This window comes from Dactylosporangium sp. CS-047395 (assembly GCF_050942185.1).
Taxonomy (GTDB): Bacteria; Actinomycetota; Actinomycetes; order Mycobacteriales; family Micromonosporaceae; genus Dactylosporangium.
The window spans coordinates 1-17,817 of sequence record NZ_CP192015.1; the positions used below are offsets into that span (position 1 = coordinate 1).

The window sequence follows — 17,817 nt, forward strand, 5'->3', positions numbered from 1 at the left end:
ACGGTGGAAACCGACCTCGCAGCGATCTGGAACGCCGCGACGAACCAGCTCGCTGACGGGCTCGACTCGGCGCAGCAGCGTGCGTATCTACGCATGACGCGGCTGCGCGCGATCGTCGAGGACACCGCGCTGCTCTCCGTGCCGGACCCGTACTCGCGCGACATGATCGAGAGCCGGCTGCGCCCGGTCATCACGGAGGCGCTCTCCCGGCTGCTCGGCCGGCCCATCCAGGTGGCCGTGACGGTCCGCCCACCGGAGGACACGCCGACCCTGCCGGCCCCGTCCGCCTCGCACTGGTCCAACGGCGCGTCGGCGACGATGCGCGAGCCGCTGCCGAACCTCAACGGCGACGACCCCACCGGCGAGCGCCGGATGAGCGAGCTCCGCCCGAACGAACTCCGCCCGAACGACATCCGCCCGAACGAGCACCGCATCCCGGAACATCGGGGCGTCGCGCAGGTGCCGCAGCAGGATCACGACCGCCTCTTCGACCTCCCCGGCGACATCAAGCCGGCCGACTCATGGCGCAACGAGCACTCCGGCACCGCCGTCGAGGCCGCCGCCGACGCGGTCCGGTACGAGCCGGCGAAGTACGAGCGCGAGCCGCAGTACGAGCCGCGCGAACCCGAACGCGACGAGCTGCCGCCGCCCCGCCCCTCCACGCCCGGCACGGGTCGCGAGGACCGGCGCGCGCAGACGAGCGCCGGGGACTCCGCGGGGAACCGGCTCAACCCGAAGTACACCTTCGAGACCTTTGTCATCGGTTCCTCGAACCGCTTCGCGCACGCCGCGTCGGTCGCGGTGGCCGAGTCGCCGGCCAAGGCCTACAACCCGCTGTTCATCTACGGCGGCTCCGGGCTGGGCAAGACGCACCTGCTGCACGCGATCGGGCAGTACGCGACGATGCTCGGCAACGCGCGCTTCGTGCGCTATGTGTCGACCGAAGAGTTCACCAACGAGTTCATCAACAGCCTGCGCGACGACAAGACCCAGGCCTTCCAGCGGCGCTACCGCGACGTCGACATCCTCCTGATCGACGACATCCAGTTCCTGGAGACCCGCGAGCGGACCCAGGAGGAGTTCTTCCACACGTTCAACACGCTGCACAACGCGAACAAGCAGATCGTGATCAGCTCCGACCGCTCGCCGCGGCAGCTGGCCACGCTGGAGGACCGGCTCCGCACGCGGTTCGAGTGGGGCCTGCTCGCCGACATCCAGCCGCCGGACCTCGAGACCCGGATCGCCATCCTGCAGAAGAAGGCGGCCCAGGAGCGGCTCTTCGCCCCGCCGGACGTGCTGGAGTTCATCGCGTCGCGGATCGCCTCGTCGATCCGGGAGCTCGAGGGCGCGCTGATCCGGGTCACCGCGTTCGCCAACCTGACCCGGTCCCCGGTCGAGCTGAGCCTGGCCGAGGAGGTGCTGCGGGACTTCATCCCGGACGGCTCCGGCCCGGAGATCACGGCCGACCAGATCATGGCGTCGACGGCGGACTACTTCGGGGTGAGCCTGGAGGACCTGCGCGGGCACAGCCGCTCGCGGGTGCTCGTCAACGCGCGCCAGGTGGCCATGTACCTCTGCCGCGAGCTGACCGACCTCTCGCTGCCCCGCATCGGGCAGGCGTTCGGCGGCCGTGACCACACCACCGTCATGCACGCGGACCGCAAGATTCGCCAGCAGATGGCCGAGCGGCGGTCGCTGTACAACCAGATCGCCGAGCTGACGAACCGCATCAAGCAGACGACCTGACACCGGTTATCCCCAGGAAACCCGCAATCCACTGATCTTTCGCACAGGGTGTGGACAGCTCGTTGTCCACACCCTGCTTGCGCTCCTGACCTTGTGGTAGTTGCCAAATGGCCCTACGTTATCCACACTCCGCCCACAGGTTTCCGCAGGTCATCCACAGGCACTAAGGATCCGAAGTTCGGTCGGTTGTCCCCAACTTCCACACGCTGTCCACAGAAATCCTGTGGATAACTTCGTTCGTGCCAATTTCGGCGGGGGAGTCACCGGATGGCTACCGATCGCACACAGGCTCCATGCACAGGCTGTGGATAACTCCTGGGGATCCCATGTGGACGACCTGTGGACGCATCCGGAGAGTGAGTGGATGACCGACCGAACGTGAGTGGGGTTCGGGCCCTACGATATCCACAGCCACGGGAAAACCCTGGGGATTACCGGTGGACAACCGGTGGACAAAGGCTGTGGATAAACGTTCGTCCACAATCCACAGGGCTGCACACACCGGTTCATGCACAGCTCATCCTCAGTCAGACAAGTGGCTTGACCTGCGAAAAGGGCTGTTTTCCACAGTTTCCACACCACCTACTATTACGAAGTATTTCTCTTTTATAAGAGAGAAAAAACAATCATCAGCGTGTGGAGGAAGGTCGGGCCGCCGGACTCGGCGGGGTCGGTGCACGATCTGGGTCCGGAGGCCCTAAGGTCGATGAGCGAGTCCAGCACCGGCGACAATCGACCCACTGCCACGTACGCCCCGGAGCGAAATCCCGGCGGCCAGGGGTCCTGGCGCGCAACGAGCGGCGAACATGAAGTACCGATGACGATTGCGGGAGGACCGCGATGAAGTTCCGAGTCGAGCGCGACGCGCTCGCCGATGCCGTTGCCTGGACGGCCAAGAGCCTGCCCAGCCGCCCCTCGGTGCCGGTGCTCGCCGGCGTCCTGCTGCGCGTCGCCGACGGCCGGCTGCAGGTGTCCGGATTCGACTACGAGGTCTCCAGCCAGGTCACCGTCGAGGTGCAGGCCGACGCCGACGGCGCGACGCTCGTCTCCGGCCGCCTCCTCGCCGAGATCACCAAGGCCCTGCCGGCCAAGCCGGTGGACGTGGCCGCGGTCGGCGCGCACGTTGAGATCACCTGCGGCAGCGCCCGCTTCACGCTGCCGACGATGCCGGTCGAGGACTACCCGACCCTGCCGGAGATGCCCGAGTCGGCCGGCACCGTCGAGGCGGCCGTGTTCGCCGGGGCGGTCTCGCAGGTGGCCATCGCCGCGGGCAAGGACGACACGCTGCCGATGCTCACCGGCGTCCGGATCGAGATCGAGGGCAGCAAGCTCACGCTGCTGGCCACCGACCGGTACCGGCTGGCGGTCCGCGAACTCGAGTGGCGCCCCGACGAACCCGACATGAGCCTGGCCGCCCTGGTGCCGGCCCGCACGCTCGACGACACCGCGAAGACGCTGGGTCCGATCGGCGGCTCGGTGTCGGTCGCGCTGTCCCGCGGCAAGATCGGCGAGGGCATGATCGGGTTCGCCGGTGGCGCTCGGCGCACCACCTCGCGCCTGCTCGACGGCGACTTCCCGAAGGTCCGCGCGCTGCTGCCGGACCACCACAACGCCCAGGCCCGGATTCCGGTCGCCGCCCTCAACGAGGTCGTCCGCCGCGTCGGCCTGGTCGCCGAGCGGCAGACCCCGGTGCGGCTCTCCTTCAGCACCGACGGGCTCGTCGTCGAGGCCAGCGGCAGCGAGGACGCCAAGGCCAGCGAGGCCATGGACTGCCAGTACGAGGGCGAACCGATGACGATCGCCTTCAATCACCAGTATCTGCTCGACGGACTCAAGGCACTCGACGCGCCGATCGCGGTGTTGTCGTTCACTGACCCGAAGAAGCCTGCGGTCATGTCTCCGGCAAAGGATGATGGAGAAATCGTCCCTGGGTACTGGTACTTGATCATGCCGGTTCGCATCGGCAGCTGATTCGGAGGCACCAAAATGCAGCTCGGTCTCATCGGCCTGGGCCGTATGGGCTTCAACATGCGCGAGCGGCTGCGCGCCGCCGGGCACGAGGTCATCGGCTTTGACCACCACCCCGACGTCACCGACGTTTCGTCGCTCAAGGAACTCGTCGAGAAGCTCGCCGCGCCGCGGGTGGTCTGGATCATGGTCCCGGTGCAGTTCACCGAGCCCACGATCGACGAGCTCGCCGGCCTGCTGCAGTCCGGCGACATCGTGATCGACGGCGGCAACTCGCGCTTCAGCAACGACCGGCCACGGGCCGAGAAGCTGGGGACCAAGGGCATCGGCTACCTCGACGTCGGCGTCTCCGGCGGCATCTGGGGCCGGACGAACGGCTACGCGCTCATGGTCGGCGGCGACAAGCAGTACGTCGACCACTGCATGCCGATCTTCGAGGGCCTCAAGCCGGAGGGCGAGTTCGGCTTCGCCCACGCCGGCGGCCCCGGCGCCGGGCACTACGCGAAGATGGTCCACAACGGCATTGAGTACGGCATGATGCACGCCTTCGCCGAGGGTTACGAGCTGCTCGAGGCCTCGGAGTACGTGGACAACATCCCCGAGGTCATCAAGAGCTGGCGGGCCGGATCGGTGGTGCAGTCGTGGCTGCTCGACCTGCTCGACCGCGCGCTGGACGAGGACCCGCAGCTCGCCGGGATCAAGGGCTACGCCGACGACACGGGCGAGGGCCGCTGGACGGTCGAGGAGGCCATCCGCCTCGCCGTGCCGATGAACGTCATCGCCGCCTCGCTGTTCGCCCGGTTCGCCTCGCGCCAGGAGGACTCGCCGGCGATGAAGGCCGTCGCCGCGCTGCGCAACCAGTTCGGCGGCCACGCGGTCAAGAAGGACTGAACTTGTACGTCCGGGGCCTGGAGCTCGTCGATTTCCGCAGCTATGAGCGGGTGGTCGTCGAGCTGGGCCCCGGGCCGTGCGTGCTCGTGGGACCGAACGGGGTCGGCAAGACCAACCTCGTCGAGGCCCTGGCCTACGTGGCGACCCTCGAGTCGCACCGGGTCGCCACGGACGCGCCGCTGGTGCGCTTCCGGGCGGCCCGCGCCGTGGTCCGCTGCGCCGTCGTGCACGACGAGCGGGAGCTGCTGATCGAGCTCTCGATCGAGCCCGGCCGCGCCAACAAGGCCCGCCTCGGCCGATCGCCCGTCACCCGCACGCGGGACATTCTCGGGGCCCTGCGCCTGGTGCTCTTCGCGCCCGAGGACCTCTCGCTGATTCGCGGAGACCCTTCAGAGCGGCGACGGTACCTCGATGAGCTCCTGGTCGCCCGCCAGCCCCGCTTCGCGGGCGTGCGCTCGGACTACGACCGGGTGCTCAAGCAGCGCAACGCCCTGCTGCGCAGCTCCTACCTGGCCCGCAAGACCGGCGGCAGCCGCGGCGGCGACCTGTCCACGCTCGACGTGTGGGACACGCACCTGGCCCGGCACGGCGCCCAGCTGGTGCGGGCCCGGCTCGATCTCGTCGACGCGCTCGCGCCGCACGTCGCCAAGGCGTATGCGGCCGTGAGCGCGAGCAGGTCCGACGCGCGCATCTCGTACAACCCCTCCTTCACGCTCGGCGAGGACCTGGAGGCGGCCCTGCTCGCCGCGCTGTCCGAGTCGCGCCCGTCGGAGGTCGAGCGGGGCGTCACGCTGGTCGGACCGCATCGCGACGAGCTCACGCTGACCCTGGGCGAGATGCCGGCCAAGGGGTATGCCAGCCACGGCGAGTCGTGGTCCTATGCCCTCGCCCTTCGGCTGGCGGCCTTCGACCTGTTGCGCGACGACGGCGTGGAGCCCGTCCTGGTGCTCGACGACGTGTTCGCCGAGCTCGATTCCGGCCGCCGCGACCGGCTGGCCGGGCTGGTCGGCGGGGCGAGTCAGGTGATCGTGACCTGCGCGGTGGAGGATGATGTCCCGTCGACGTTGCGCGGGATGCGCTTCGAGGTCGGCGGCGGGGAGGTGCGACGTGTCTGAGAATCCGGAGCAGTCCGGCCCGGAGCTGGCCCGGGCCGCGGTGGAGGCCGCGCTGGCCAAGCACCGGGCGCAGCCGCGCCGCAGGCCGGTGGCCGACGGGCAGCAGCCGCGCCGCCGCGGGGGGTACACCGGACCGGGTCCTGACCCCCGCGACCCCCAGCCCTTCGGCTCGGTGCTCGATCGCCTGGTCAAGCAGCGCGGATGGGCCCGGCCGACCCGCGAGGCCCGGATCTTCGGCGAGTGGGCCAAGGTCGTCGGCGAGGACATCGCCGCGCACAGCCGGCCGATCAAGCTGGAGGACGGCGAGCTGACCATCGAGGCCGAGTCCACGGCGTGGGCGACGCAGCTGAAGATGCTCGCGACCAAGCTCCTGGCCGGCATCGCGCGTGAGGTCGGTCACAACGTGGTCAAACGGCTGCACATCCACGGCCCGAGCCAGCCGTCGTGGAGCAACGGGCCGCGCCGCATCCGGGGCCGTGGCCCGCGGGACACGTACGGCTAGAAGTCCGCGTAGACGGCGAACCCGCGGTTGGCGCAGCGCCGGTAGAACTTGGCCAGGACGTCGAGCTCGGCGATGGAGTACGACCACTGGGGCGCGTTGCCGGAGTCGTCGCGCAGCGCGTCCAGCCGGCTCTGCAGCCACCGCAGCTGCTGTTCGGCCAGGCGGGAGCCCTCGAGGGCCTTGCGCAGCACCGCGCTCACCGATTCGAACGTGATCTCGTCGCCGTACTCGCCGTGGCCGACGACGAACCGCTCCAGCCCGCCGGCGATCCAGGCGCAGTCGTCCGGGCTGATCACCGGATCCTCGTCCTCGGCGGCCGCATCTGTGGCGAAGAGCACGCCGTTGAGTCCGAAGAGGAGGTCGACCAGCTCCGTGTACCCGGTGACGCGTACCGTTCCGGTCTTGGCCACGTGGTCGGCCAGGGCCGACGCGGGTCCGGCGTGCAGCGGCAGCTTCTCGGCCAGGTCGGCGAAGTCGACGAACTCGGCCGGCGCGACCGGGTCGTAGAACCGACCGGTGCGCGGCCACTGCACGGCGACGTTGTCCAGCCCCATCGCGCACCCCTCTGCTTCCACTACGCACCCGCCCCCGCGGCGGGGAACATACGGCACGAACGGCCACTTGCGCGACCCCCGGAGGTTCCAAAAGGCCGATTCAGCGTTGGTACTGCCTGTGCCGCCCGCCACCAGGCGTGAGGACCCCTTCCGCATGGGGGGACCTTCGACCGGCACCGTTCGGGCCGCTACGGCGATTACAGGCCCGTCCCGGTGCGAAATTGTCGCCCGGACACAGTAGGATTGCACTGGCTCAGAGAACAGTCGATCACATCCCGCGTGAGCGTCACAGCGGTGGTCGGCCCGCCGAGGTCAGGGCGCTTGCCAGGAGAAGCGCTGGGCCGCGGCGTGCCTTCTTCCGCCCCGGGCACCCACGCACCGACTCCGCACGAGACCCGGGACGCCCAGCGCGTGGCCGGCCAGTGCGAGAAAGCGACCGAGGGTGGCAGCAAACAAGCCCGAACAGTCCTACGACTCCTCTTCGATCACCGTCCTCGAGGGACTCGAGGCGGTCCGCAAGCGGCCCGGTATGTACATCGGCTCCACCGGCGAGCGCGGACTGCACCACCTCGTGTGGGAGGTCGTGGACAACGCGGTCGACGAGGCCCTGGCCGGTTACTGCGACACGATCGAGGTCACCCTGCTCGCCGACGGTGGCGTGCGCGTCGTGGACAACGGCCGCGGCATCCCGGTCGACATGCACCCCAAGGAGAAGCGGCCCACCGTCGAGGTCGTGCTCACCGTCCTGCACGCCGGCGGCAAGTTCGACGGGCAGGCCTACGCGGTCTCCGGCGGCCTGCACGGCGTCGGCATCTCGGTCGTCAACGCGCTCTCGACGCGCATCGACCTGGAGATCTGGAAGGACGGGTTCGTCTGGCGCCAGCGGTACAACAACTCCAAGCCGGAGCCGCTGCAGAAGGGCGAGCCGACCGATCAGACCGGGACCAGCGTCACCTTCTGGCCCGATCCGACGATCTTCGAGACGACCACGTTCGTCTACGAGACGCTGTACCGGCGCATCCAGGAGTACGCCTTCCTGAACCGCGGCCTCAAGATCCAGCTGCGCGACGAGCGGCCGGACACGCCGGAGGAGAAGCGGGAGGTCGTCTTCTGCTACGAGGGCGGCATCGCCGACTTCGTGCGGCACCTCAACGCGACCAAGACCCCGATCCACCGCACCGTCGTCGAGTTCGGCTCCGAGGGTGAGGGCATCGCGGTCGAGATCGCCATGCAGTGGAACGAGTCGTACGGCGAGAGCGTCTACACGTTCGCCAACACCATCAACACGCACGAGGGCGGCACCCACGAAGAGGGCTTCCGCAGCGCGCTGACGTCGGTGGTGAACAAGTACGGGGCCGACAAGAAGTTCCTCAAGGGCGACGAGAAGCTCACCGGTGAGGACATCCGCGAGGGCCTCGCCGCGATCATCTCGGTCAAGCTGGCCAACCCCCAGTTCGAGGGCCAGACCAAGACCAAGCTGGGCAACACCGAGGCGCGCAGCTTCGTGCAGAAGGTCTGCAACGAGTGGCTGGTCGACTGGTTCGACCGCAACCCGGCCGAGGTGAAGACCATCATCACCAAGGCCTCGCAGGCCGCCCGGGCGCGCATCGCCGCCTCCCAGGCCCGCAAGCTGGCCCGGCGCAAGTCGCTGCTCGAGTCCGGCTCGATGCCGGGCAAGCTGGCCGACTGCCAGTCCAACGACCCGCGCCTGTGCGAGCTGTTCATCGTCGAGGGCGACTCGGCCGGCGGCTCGGCCAAGCAGGGACGTGACCCGCGGGTCCAGGCCATCCTGCCGATCCGCGGCAAGATCCTCAACGTGGAGAAGGCGCGCATCGACCGCGTGCTGAAGAACAACGAGGTGCAGGCGCTCATCACCGCGCTCGGCACCGGTATCCACGACGAGTTCGACATCGAGAAGCTGCGGTACCACAAGCTGATCCTGATGGCCGACGCCGACGTCGACGGCCAGCACATCCAGACCCTGCTGCTGACGCTGGTCTTCCGGTTCATGCGTCCGCTGATCGAGCTCGGGCACGTGTATCTCGCGGCGCCCCCGCTGTACAAGATCAAGTGGAACAAGAAGGGCGACGACGCGCAGTACGCGTACACCGACCGGGAGCGCGACGGCCTGATCGAGCTGCGCCAGCGCACCAAGCCCAACGCGAAGCCGGACGACATCCAGCGGTTCAAGGGTCTGGGCGAGATGAACTACCCGGAGCTGTGGGAGACCACGATGAACCCGGAGACCCGGATGCTGCGCCAGGTGACCTTGGACGACGCTGCAACCGCCGACGAGCTCTTCAGCGTCCTCATGGGCGAAGACGTAGAGGCGCGGCGCTCGTTCATCCAGCGCAACGCCAAGGACGTCCGGTTCCTCGACATCTGATCCCGGCCGGCTAGAGAGAAGGAATAAAGAGCGTGACGGAACCGACTTCCACCCCTGAGAACCCGGAAGAGACTCCGGCCGAGGGTGGGTCTGCGGTCGCCAGCCGTATCGAGCCGGTCGGCATCGAAGTCGAGATGCAGCGTTCGTACCTCGACTACGCGATGAGCGTGATCGTCGGGCGAGCGCTGCCCGACGTGCGTGACGGCCTCAAGCCGGTGCACCGCAAGATCCTCTACGCGATGTTCGACGGCGGCTACCGCCCCGACCGCGGCTACGTCAAGTGCGCCCGCGTCGTCGGCGACGTGATGGGCAACTACCACCCGCACGGCGACGCCTCGATCTACGACGCCCTGGTCCGCATGGCGCAGGGCTGGTCGCTGCGCTACCCGCTGATCGACGGCAACGGCAACTTCGGCTCGCCGGGCAACGACCCCGCCGCGGCCATGCGGTACACCGAGGCCCGCCTCGACCCGCTGGCCATGGAGATGCTGCGGGACATCGACGAGGAGACCGTCGACTTCGTCCCCAACTACGACGGCCGGGCCCAGGAACCCACGATCCTGCCCTCCCGCATCCCCAATCTGCTGGTCAACGGCAGCACGGGCATCGCGGTCGGGATGGCCACCAACATCCCGCCGCACAACCTGCGCGAGATCGCGGCGGCGGTGCAGTGGTGCCTCGATCACCCCGAGGCGGACGAGGCCGAGACCCTCGACGAGCTGATCACGATCGTCAAGGGCCCGGACTTCCCCACCAAGGGCCTCATCGTCGGTACCGCCGGCATCATCGACGCGTACCGCACGGGCCGCGGGTCGATCCGCATGCGCGCGGTCGTCGAGGTCGAGGAGGACCCGCGGGGCCGGACCATCCTGGTGGTCACCGAGCTGCCGTACGCGGTCAACCCGGACAACCTCGCCGAGCGCATCGCCGACCTGGTGAAGGAGGGCAAGCTCGCCGGCATCGCCGACATCCGCGAGGAGTCCTCCGGCCGCACCGGCATGCGCCTGGTGATCGTGCTCAAGCGCGACGCGGTCGCCAAGGTGGTGCTCAACAACCTCTACAAGCACACGCAGCTGCAGGAGACGTTCGGCGCCAACATGCTGGCGCTGGTCGACGGCGTGCCGCGCACGCTCAACCTGGCGCAGTTCGTCCGCTACTACGTCGCCCACCAGGTCGACGTCATCGAGCGGCGCACCCGCTACCGGCTGCGCAAGGCCGAGGAGCGCGCGCACATCCTGCGCGGCCTGGTCAAGGCCCTCGACATGCTCGACGAGGTGATCGCCCTCATCCGGCGCTCGCCGAGCGCCGAGGAGTCCAAGAACGGCCTGATGAACCTCCTGGACATCGACGACATCCAGGCCACCGCGATCCTCGACATGCAGCTGCGCCGGCTCGCCGCGTTGGAGCGCCAGCGCATCTTCGACGAGCTGGCGAAGATCGAGATCGAGATCGCGGACTACAAGGACATCCTGGCCAAGCCCGAGCGCGTGCGTCAGATCATTTCGGAGGAACTCGCCGAGATCGTCGCCCGCCGCGGCGACGACCGTCGCACCCAGGTCATCCCGTTCGACGGCGAGGTCTCCATGGAGGACCTCATCGTCCGGGAGGACGTTGTGGTGACGATCACGCGCACCGGCTACGCGAAGCGCACGAAGGTCGACCTGTACCGCTCCCAGAAGCGCGGCGGCAAGGGCGTCTCGGGTGCGACACTCAGGCAGGACGACATCGTCAGCCACTTCTTCGTGTGCTCCACGCACGACTGGATGTTGTTCTTTACGAATAAAGGTCGGGTATATCGGGCAAAGGCCTATGAACTGCCCGAGGCGCAGCGGTCGGCGAAGGGACAGCACGTCGCCAACCTGCTCGCCTTCCAGCCCGACGAACACATCGCGCAGGTGATCGAGATCCCGAACTACCAGGTTGCGCCGTACCTCGTGCTCGCCACGAAGGACGGCCTGGTGAAGAAGACCAAGCTGGAGGAGTTCGACTCCAACCGCTCGGGCGGCATCATCGGCATCAACCTGCGCGAAGAGGACGAGCTGGTCGGCGCCGCGCTGCTCGGCCCGGAGGACGACCTCCTCCTGGTGAGCAAGCAGGCCCAGGCGATCCGCTTCACCGCCAACGACGAGGCGCTGCGCCCGATGGGCCGCGCGACCTCCGGCGTGATCGGGATGCGCTTCGCCGAGGGCGACGAGCTGCTCGCCATGGAAGTGGTGCGCGAGGGCATGGACCTGGACGTACTGGTGGCCACCGACGGTGGTTTTGCCAAGCGGACTCCCATCGAGGAGTATCCGAGGCAAGGGCGCGGCGGCAAGGGCGTCCTCACCGCTAAAATCACGTCGCGGCGCGGTGGTCTCGTCGGCGCGGTGGTGATCAGCCCGGACGATGAGCTGTTCGCCATCACCTCCAACGGTGGCGTGATCCGGACTCCCGTGAAGCCTGTACGGCGTACGAGAGATCGGAACACAATGGGGGTCAAGCTCATGGACCTTCCTGAGGGTGTGACCATCGTCGCGATCGCCCGCAACGCCGATGAGCCCGACGAACAGGACTAGTTGATGACAGACACACAGGCGAAGTCGGGGACCGCCTCGGCAACCGAAGAGGCCAAGCAGGCCGGAGAGGCTGCCATGACGGGATCTGACTCGGGGGCGCCTGCCGCCGGTGGAGAGCCTGGCTCGGTCAACGGGGCCGGCACGTCCGGCTCCTCTTCGCCGGGCGCGTTCGGCTCGGGCTCCTCTTCTTCGGGGGGTTCGTTCGGTTCGAGCTCCTCCGGTTCGGGGGGTTCGTTCGGGTCCGGTGAGTACACGACCGGAGGCACGCCGAAGTTCACGCGTGCCCCGGGCATGGCTCCGCCGCCGGACTCGCTGACGGTGCCGATCCAGTCGCCGGCCGCCGGCTCGCCGCCGCCGGTCGCGATCCCGGGCTCGATGGGCAGCACCGCGACGGGCACGGCCAGCGTCTCGGCCATCGCCCGGGCCGCCGTGCGGACCCCCGCCGCGGCCGCGACGCAGGCCATCAACACGCCGACCCCCGCGGTCAGCGGCTCGGCCCGCGTCACCGAGGCCGTGCGCGCCGCCCGCAAGACGGTCAGCTCCGCCGTGGGCCGCGGCCCCCGCCGGGCCCGCCTGCACCTCAAGCGGATCGACCCGTGGTCGGTGATGAAGTTCGCCTTCGCCGTGAGCTTCGTGCTCTTCGTCGTCCTGATCGTGGCCACGTCGGTGCTGTACCTGGCCCTCGACGCCATGGACGTCTTCAAGAGCATCAACAAGCTCCTGGCCGACCTGGTCAGCTCGACCGGCGGCTCGGCCGACAGCACCTTCCGCATCACCGCGAAGGGCGTCATCGGCGGCGCCGCCCTCCTGGGCGTCGTGAACGTGGTCCTCTTCACCGCCCTGGCGACGCTGGGCTCGTTCATCTACAACGTGTGCGCCGACCTGGTCGGCGGCATCGAGCTGACCCTCGCCGAAAAGGACTGACCTGCGGTTATGTCCCCCCTGGCGCAGGCGCGCCACGCCAGGGGGGAACCGGTTTGAGGCGGGCGCGTGGGGTACGGTAACCTTCTGTTCGCACCGCTCCGGTCCTGCCGGTTCGGATGGTGTTTGTGCTGGGGCTATAGCTCAGTCGGTTAGAGCGCAGAGCTGATAACTCTGAGGTCGCTGGTTCGATTCCAGCTAGCCCCACATGTGGAAAAAGGTGCTTCTGGTGGTCGCCGTCGTCGGTGCCGCCGCCTACGTCGCGAAGCGCGTCAAGTCCGCCAACGAGGAGCGCGCCCTCTGGCACGAGGCGACGACCGCCCCGGACCTGCGCTAGTCTGTAGCCCACCCCGAGCGGGGGCGTAGCTCAACTGGCAGAGCACCGCCTTTGCAAGGCGGGGGTTAGGGGTTCGAGTCCCCTCGCTTCCACTTCTCAGCGCGTGACCTGGTCTTTTGTCTGCGCCATGATCGCCCGGACCAAATCGGGACCAACTTTGGGTTGGTCCCGTCATCTGCGTTCGGCCAGCTCCCGCAGGGCCGCGCCCACGATGCCGCGCTCCCGGGTCCGCTTCGGCCACCAGTGCACGTAGGTGTGTCGAGCGTGATCGCCAGGGTCTTGTGCCTGAGCGCCCGCTGAACCTCTGGCGGCTCCACATGCCGGGCGATGAGCATCGTGGCGAAGAAATGCCGTAGCGCGCGAAACCCGGCATGCTCACTGTCCGGCCAGCCGGCCACCTGACGCCACTTGCCGCACTCCCGCGCCCACGTCCGGTCGGTGAACGGGTTCCCGTGCCGAGGTGGTGAACAGCAACAGTGCCGTCCGTGACGCCTGCTCACCCGACGTGATGTCGATCAGAGGTACCTCAACCGGCGGGAAGTCCCGCATGTGCTGCTGAACGTGTTCCGCGACGACCGGGTCCAGGTCCACTGTCCCCGACGATCCTGACTTGGGCTTGCTCAGGTAGAACCCGCCGTACTCCTTCGGCGAGTACCGAAGTTGCTGGACGACATGTAGCTCCTCGTCCTCGAAGCCGAAGCAGCGTTTGCCTTCTTCGACGCCGTGAGCCTCCCCCACCCGCAGCCCTTCGCCGGCCCCGAGCCAGAGCGCCGCCCGATACCGCGGCGGAGTCGCGTCGAACATCCGCAGCACCTGTTCATCGGTCGGAATCCACTTCGGCACACGGGATACGCCGTTGAGCTCCTTCGACAGTCGTACCCCGCGCACGGATTGTCCGGGATCAGCTTGCCCCGCGACGAGGATCGCGTCGAGGAGCTCGAGTACAGCTTGATCGACGACTTCGGCTTGCCGTCCGCCAGGCAGCCGTCCAGGCGTTAGCTACCCGACCCCGGGTTGGCCTCGTCCGACAACGGAAGCTTTGCGGGTAGTTCGAGCAGGCGGGAGCGATTGAGCCTCTCCCAGAGTTGTCGGACCTGCGCGGCATGGTCGTCTGTTGGGTGAATCGTGTCGATGTACGCCAGGGCTGGGGGCAGTTGTGGTGGCACCATTTTTCTGATCAGCATCATCCTGCGTAGCTCATACAGCTCGCGCTGCGCACGCTCTAGATCTTGCCTTGCAGTGGCAGCGCTGTCGCGAGCATTGGCCAGTGCCAGTTGTGCGCGTTCGACATCGGAGAGGCATCTTGCGACCTCAGCCTGCAACCGGGCGACGATATCGGCATCGCCGGACCCAACTACGGCCGCAAGCCTTTCCAGCGCTGCGACGTGGGCCTCCTTCGCGATGTAGACCATCTTCTCTTGGCTCGTATGGGCCGCTTGAGCCAAGTCGGCATGGTCACGAGCCATGCTTACCCGGCTCGCCGCTGCCCGGTGGACCTCGACGGACGCGAAGAACGCGAGGCCATACTCCGGCTCGTCTGCAAGCGGCGAATCCTCCATGATGTGGATAATCTGTCCTTCAAGCCGCTTGAGACTTTGCCGCAGTTCTTCCGCCGCGATGATCAGGTGATCGAGCGAGATCTCCGACCGGGCCTCGCCTGCCCTGACTTCACGCTGCTGCTTAATTGCATATTCCTCGACCCAGCCTAGGAACCCGCCAAGCCTGCTCCGTAGATCATCTACAGCCTCCTGCGCTGGGTGTTGGGCTGGCGGCTGGGCATGGCGGAGAAAGTCTCGCTGCAGATCATCGAACGTCGCATCTGCCCGACCCATCGCAACGCTGGAGCGCAGGAGGACCTGCTGCCCGTTTGCCCACGTCCAGGCTTGAGAAGCCGTTGCAACCACGTGCGGCGCGACCTCTATCTCCTCGTGACCATCGGCTGGGTCGTTGAGCAGAAGTCGATTCGGGGTGGTGTTCAGTGCCAACGCAAAAGCGACGACATCATCGACATCGACGCGTCGGGCGCCGGTCTCAATCTTGTTCACGGCCGTGGGCTGCATCGGGCGGCCCAAGGCGCCTAGGAGTTCGGCCAACTGCGCCCCGGTGAGCTTGCGGTCTTGGCGGATTTGCTTGATGTTGTGCCGGACCCGCTCGGCCACAGCGCCACGTAGGACCTCGACCGTACCCATGATGGGGATTTTACATCCAACTTGACTCTTGACAACGGTCGATCCTATGATTTCCCCATCATGGGCTTCAGATACCTAAGATGGGGATTTGATCATGTTCCCGAGGGTGTGCGCGGATTGCACTGACCAGGCGGTGGCGCCAATCTTGCCAGCCTGGATCGAGTTGTAGATGCAGCAACTTTCGGTGGCGGCTAAGGCCCTCGCTGGCGCCGGGGCGAGCGCAATTCTGGGGCTGGGTGGCATTCCGTGGTGGGCCGTGGTGCCGCTCGTGCTCCTGGGTCTAGGGCTCTCGTTCGTTATTCGACTCGCGACCTTGGTTCTGCCCCAAGACTCCGCCGATCGCACCCGGGTACTTCTTGAGTGGCTGCGTCAACGTCGGCACGCCAAAACCCGAAGCCGCTGGTCGATCGGAGCCACGACTGATGATCGAGCCGCACGTTGGCGCAACCCGGCATCTACCGACTTCGGTAGCCAGGGCGACCCCGGGAGTGACGCTTTAACAAGATCATCGGGACCAAATTCGGACCGAATGTGAGTGAGAAGCGTTGTCAAACGACCACGAGCGTTGACAGCGTTCTGGCTGCTCTCGGGCTGGATCTGCCCGATACTTACGATCTTTAACGGCCGTTCGTGGTTAGGGGTTCGAGTCCCCTCGCTTCCACCGTCGATGGGCGCACCCTGCGCACAGGGCTGCGCCCTGTTCGCCGTTGCGACGGCGGATTCCCCGCTCGCACGCTCGCTCCCCCGTGGGGGTTCCCACCCCACACCCCCCATGCCTCGGCGTTGCCATCGGCACTGGATTGCTTGCGCTCCCAGATCTATGGGGGGTGCTCCCCGTGCTGGCTGGCTCACCCACAACGTTGCCTGGTGGATGGGCCTCCATCACGACTCCAGGTAGTCCTAGTCGGAGACGCCGGCGATTGCAGCTAAGTCCGGCGCCGGCAGGCCAAGGGCCTCGGCGATGTGTCTGATGAGGTCCGGTGGGGTCTGCGCCCGCCGGAGCGCAATCCGTGGACGGTCGACACTGACAGGCCTGTTCCTTGGGCCAGGTCCTGCGCCGTGGTCTGGCGGTTGGCCAGCAAGGCTTGCAGGAGCGGACCGAACGGGTGCGGGTCCTGGAAGCCCGCCGGGCGGAGTGCGGGGCTGATCACGGTGTCGCCGACCTTGGCCTGGAAGCGGCGCAAGATGTTGGCCTCGAAGCGGATCTGGGCGAAGAACGGCAGCTCGTGCCCCGCCCGGTTGGTGAGGGTGGCCGGGACCGTCACCTCCGTGAACCTCTTCAGCCGCGCCCGGATAACCGGGGATCTCATGGGGCACGACCTGGTTGACCTGCGTGACGCGGTAGTCGGGATTCCACCAGGGCAGATCGTCCAGCAGGTCGTTGAGGAACGGGATCAAGGGGGTCAGGTCGGCCGGCTACGGTCGTGGGTCGATTCGGGGCCAGTCGGTGAGGGCACTGAGCACCGCGGGGCTCAGCAACCGGTCGTCCGACTTCATCAGCGGTTCTCCTCCGCGCGGAGCGATCGCCTTGATCGTTAAGAGAATGGTGAGTTGGGTAACAGATCTGCATCGAAGGTCGGGAGGTCCAGGCGATGACGATGCAGACAGTCCGGGATGTGATGACCACCAACGTGGTCTACCTGCCGAGTGAGACCACGCTTGCCGAGGCGGCGCGGACCATGCGGGAGCAGGATATCGGTGACGTGGTGGTTGCTGACGGGCCGGAGCTCAGCGGGCTCGTGACGGACCGGGACATCGTTGTGCGCGCGGTTGCCGAGCGGTGCGACCCCGCGGCCACGACGATCGGGGAGATTCTGACCAAGGAGCTGGTCACGGTGCGGCCGGAGGACTCGATCCACTCGGCGGCGCTGCTCATGCGGGATCAGGCCGTACGGCGCGTGCTGGTCTGTGACGACAACAACGGGCTCGTCGGAATCGTGTCGATCGGTGATCTCGCGGAGGAGATCGACCCCGACTCGGTCCTCGGTGGCATCAGCAAGGCACAGCCCAACAACTGAAGCAAGGCACAGCCCAACAACTGAAGCAAGCCACAGCGCGCCTCGGCTCTCAATCGGAGTCGAGGCGCGCGTGTACGTGCATGTCGTGCCACCCGTCCGCGTGCAGCAGCGACGCCCGCTGGACGCCCTCGAACGCGAAGCCGGCCGTCGCGGCGACGCGGCACGAGGCGGGGTTGTCCACCGAGTGCCGGACCTCGAGGCGGTGCAGGCCTAACGTTCCGAAGGCCCAGGTCGAGAGCGCACCGAGAGCCCGCGGGGCGATGCGCCGGCCGCGGAAGGTGGGCAGCACCCAGTACGAAACCTCGGCCTGTCCATCGATGAGTTGCAGGGCACGCAGCGAGATCTGTCCGGCCACCTCGTCGCCGTCGGTGGTGATCGCCCAGCCGGCGCGCGACTCGGTGCGCCAGTGTTCCGGCCAGGTGGCGAGCCAGGCGGCGGCCTCGTCGTCGGTCATCGAGCGGCAGTGCCAGCGCTGGATGGCCGGGTCGGAGTAGCCGGCCACGACCGCCGGGAGGTCGGCCAGCCGCCACGGGCGCAGCACCAGGTCGTCGGCGGGCAGGGTGGGCTGCGGCAGCGCGGCGAGGCGGCCGGGGCTCAGCACGTCCGAGATCAGTTTCGGCACAGCGGGTACGTTA

General features: G+C 67.6%; 15 protein-coding genes and 2 tRNA genes. 12 read left to right on the forward strand and 5 right to left on the reverse strand.

Annotation, left to right across the window (positions count from 1 at the left end):
* Window positions 1-3: 3 nt before the first annotated feature.
* The 5 genes from dnaA to ACQP00_RS00025 all read left to right on the forward strand — a co-directional run bounded on the left by dnaA (window position 4) and on the right by ACQP00_RS00025 (window position 6,222).
* Window positions 4-1,746, forward strand: a complete 1,743-nt coding sequence (gene dnaA / locus ACQP00_RS00005; RefSeq protein WP_433212478.1) for a chromosomal replication initiator protein DnaA — start codon at window positions 4-6, stop codon at window positions 1,744-1,746.
* Window positions 1,747-2,586: 840 nt separating this feature from the next.
* Window positions 2,587-3,717 (forward strand): DNA polymerase III subunit beta, encoded by a 1,131-nt coding sequence (gene dnaN, locus ACQP00_RS00010; protein WP_433054189.1) that lies wholly within the window; start codon window positions 2,587-2,589, stop codon window positions 3,715-3,717.
* A gap of 15 nt (window positions 3,718-3,732) precedes the next feature.
* The gene (gene gnd / locus ACQP00_RS00015) at window positions 3,733-4,605 is read left to right on the forward strand and encodes a phosphogluconate dehydrogenase (NAD(+)-dependent, decarboxylating) (RefSeq protein WP_433054192.1); all 873 of its coding nucleotides are present in this window, start codon (window positions 3,733-3,735) and stop codon (window positions 4,603-4,605) included.
* A 2-nt stretch (window positions 4,606-4,607) separates the two neighbouring features.
* Window positions 4,608-5,720 carry a DNA replication/repair protein RecF gene (recF, locus tag ACQP00_RS00020; protein ID WP_433212481.1) on the forward strand — a complete coding sequence of 371 codons (1,113 nt, stop codon included), beginning with the start codon at window positions 4,608-4,610 and terminating at the stop codon, window positions 5,718-5,720.
* Complete coding sequence (locus ACQP00_RS00025; protein WP_433212484.1) at window positions 5,653-6,222, forward strand: DUF721 domain-containing protein; 570 nt, start codon at window positions 5,653-5,655, stop codon at window positions 6,220-6,222. The genes recF and ACQP00_RS00025 overlap by 68 nt, the downstream gene beginning before the upstream one ends.
* Here ACQP00_RS00025 and ACQP00_RS00030 read toward each other — a convergent pair.
* Window positions 6,219-6,776, reverse strand: a complete 558-nt coding sequence (locus tag ACQP00_RS00030; RefSeq protein ID WP_433212487.1) for a hypothetical protein — start codon at window positions 6,774-6,776, stop codon at window positions 6,219-6,221. The genes ACQP00_RS00025 and ACQP00_RS00030 overlap by 4 nt on opposite strands.
* Window positions 6,777-7,218: 442 nt before the next feature.
* Between ACQP00_RS00030 and gyrB the strand changes: the two genes are divergently transcribed.
* The 6 genes from gyrB (at window position 7,219) to ACQP00_RS00060 (ending at window position 13,067) form a co-directional block, all read left to right on the forward strand.
* On the forward strand, window positions 7,219-9,162 hold the full coding sequence (gene gyrB / locus ACQP00_RS00035; protein WP_433212490.1) for a DNA topoisomerase (ATP-hydrolyzing) subunit B: 1,944 nt from the start codon (window positions 7,219-7,221) through the stop codon (window positions 9,160-9,162).
* 134 nt (window positions 9,163-9,296) lie between these two features.
* Window positions 9,297-11,717: a DNA gyrase subunit A gene (gene gyrA / locus ACQP00_RS00040; protein WP_433224346.1), complete on the forward strand. Its 2,421-nt coding sequence runs from the start codon at window positions 9,297-9,299 to the stop codon at window positions 11,715-11,717.
* Between the two features lie 3 nt (window positions 11,718-11,720).
* Complete coding sequence (locus tag ACQP00_RS00045) at window positions 11,721-12,641, forward strand: DUF3566 domain-containing protein (RefSeq protein WP_433212493.1); 921 nt, start codon at window positions 11,721-11,723, stop codon at window positions 12,639-12,641.
* Window positions 12,642-12,771: 130 nt separating this feature from the next.
* Window positions 12,772-12,845, forward strand: a tRNA-Ile gene (locus ACQP00_RS00050).
* Between the two features lies 1 nt (window position 12,846).
* A complete protein-coding gene (locus tag ACQP00_RS00055; RefSeq protein ID WP_360368069.1) occupies window positions 12,847-12,975 on the forward strand; it encodes a DLW-39 family protein in 129 nt (42 codons plus the stop codon).
* A 19-nt stretch (window positions 12,976-12,994) separates the two neighbouring features.
* Window positions 12,995-13,067, forward strand: a tRNA-Ala gene (locus tag ACQP00_RS00060).
* A gap of 283 nt (window positions 13,068-13,350) precedes the next feature.
* On the opposite strand, the gene ACQP00_RS00065 is transcribed toward ACQP00_RS00060, so the two are convergent.
* The 3 genes from ACQP00_RS00065 to ACQP00_RS00075 form a co-directional block, all read right to left on the reverse strand.
* Window positions 13,351-13,863 carry a hypothetical protein gene (locus ACQP00_RS00065; RefSeq protein ID WP_433212496.1) on the reverse strand — a complete coding sequence of 171 codons (513 nt, stop codon included), beginning with the start codon at window positions 13,861-13,863 and terminating at the stop codon, window positions 13,351-13,353.
* A gap of 107 nt (window positions 13,864-13,970) precedes the next feature.
* Window positions 13,971-15,164 carry a helix-turn-helix domain-containing protein gene (locus tag ACQP00_RS00070; RefSeq protein ID WP_433212499.1) on the reverse strand — a complete coding sequence of 398 codons (1,194 nt, stop codon included), beginning with the start codon at window positions 15,162-15,164 and terminating at the stop codon, window positions 13,971-13,973.
* Window positions 15,165-16,090: 926 nt separating this feature from the next.
* A complete protein-coding gene (locus ACQP00_RS00075; RefSeq protein WP_433212502.1) occupies window positions 16,091-16,474 on the reverse strand; it encodes a helix-turn-helix domain-containing protein in 384 nt (127 codons plus the stop codon).
* Window positions 16,475-16,756: 282 nt separating this feature from the next.
* Between ACQP00_RS00075 and ACQP00_RS00080 the strand changes: the two genes are divergently transcribed.
* Window positions 16,757-17,182 (forward strand): CBS domain-containing protein, encoded by a 426-nt coding sequence (locus ACQP00_RS00080; RefSeq protein WP_433212504.1) that lies wholly within the window; start codon window positions 16,757-16,759, stop codon window positions 17,180-17,182.
* 49 nt (window positions 17,183-17,231) lie between these two features.
* Here ACQP00_RS00080 and ACQP00_RS00085 read toward each other — a convergent pair whose 3' ends face one another.
* Entirely contained in the window at window positions 17,232-17,804 is a 573-nt protein-coding gene (locus tag ACQP00_RS00085; RefSeq protein WP_433212507.1) for a GNAT family N-acetyltransferase, read from the reverse strand.
* Between the last annotated feature and the right edge of the window lie 13 nt (window positions 17,805-17,817).

What these genes read in the sequence shown, in the direction of transcription:
- gnd (WP_433054192.1), top strand. Translation starts at nt 3,733, where the DNA reads ATGCAGCTCGGTCTCATCGGCCTGGGCCGTATGGGCTTCAACATGCGC.
- ACQP00_RS00070 (WP_433212499.1), bottom strand. Translation starts at nt 15,164, where the DNA reads ATGGGTACGGTCGAGGTCCTACGTGGCGCTGTGGCCGAGCGGGTCCGG.
- ACQP00_RS00025 (WP_433212484.1), top strand. Translation starts at nt 5,653, where the DNA reads ATGATGTCCCGTCGACGTTGCGCGGGATGCGCTTCGAGGTCGGCGGCG.
- ACQP00_RS00055 (WP_360368069.1), top strand. Translation starts at nt 12,847, where the DNA reads ATGTGGAAAAAGGTGCTTCTGGTGGTCGCCGTCGTCGGTGCCGCCGCC.
- ACQP00_RS00030 (WP_433212487.1), bottom strand. Translation starts at nt 6,776, where the DNA reads ATGGGGCTGGACAACGTCGCCGTGCAGTGGCCGCGCACCGGTCGGTTC.
- ACQP00_RS00045 (WP_433212493.1), top strand. Translation starts at nt 11,721, where the DNA reads ATGACAGACACACAGGCGAAGTCGGGGACCGCCTCGGCAACCGAAGAG.
- ACQP00_RS00080 (WP_433212504.1), top strand. Translation starts at nt 16,757, where the DNA reads ATGACGATGCAGACAGTCCGGGATGTGATGACCACCAACGTGGTCTAC.
- gyrA (WP_433224346.1), top strand. Translation starts at nt 9,297, where the DNA reads ATGCAGCGTTCGTACCTCGACTACGCGATGAGCGTGATCGTCGGGCGA.
- ACQP00_RS00075 (WP_433212502.1), bottom strand. Translation starts at nt 16,474, where the DNA reads ATGAGATCCCCGGTTATCCGGGCGCGGCTGAAGAGGTTCACGGAGGTG.
- dnaN (WP_433054189.1), top strand. Translation starts at nt 2,587, where the DNA reads ATGAAGTTCCGAGTCGAGCGCGACGCGCTCGCCGATGCCGTTGCCTGG.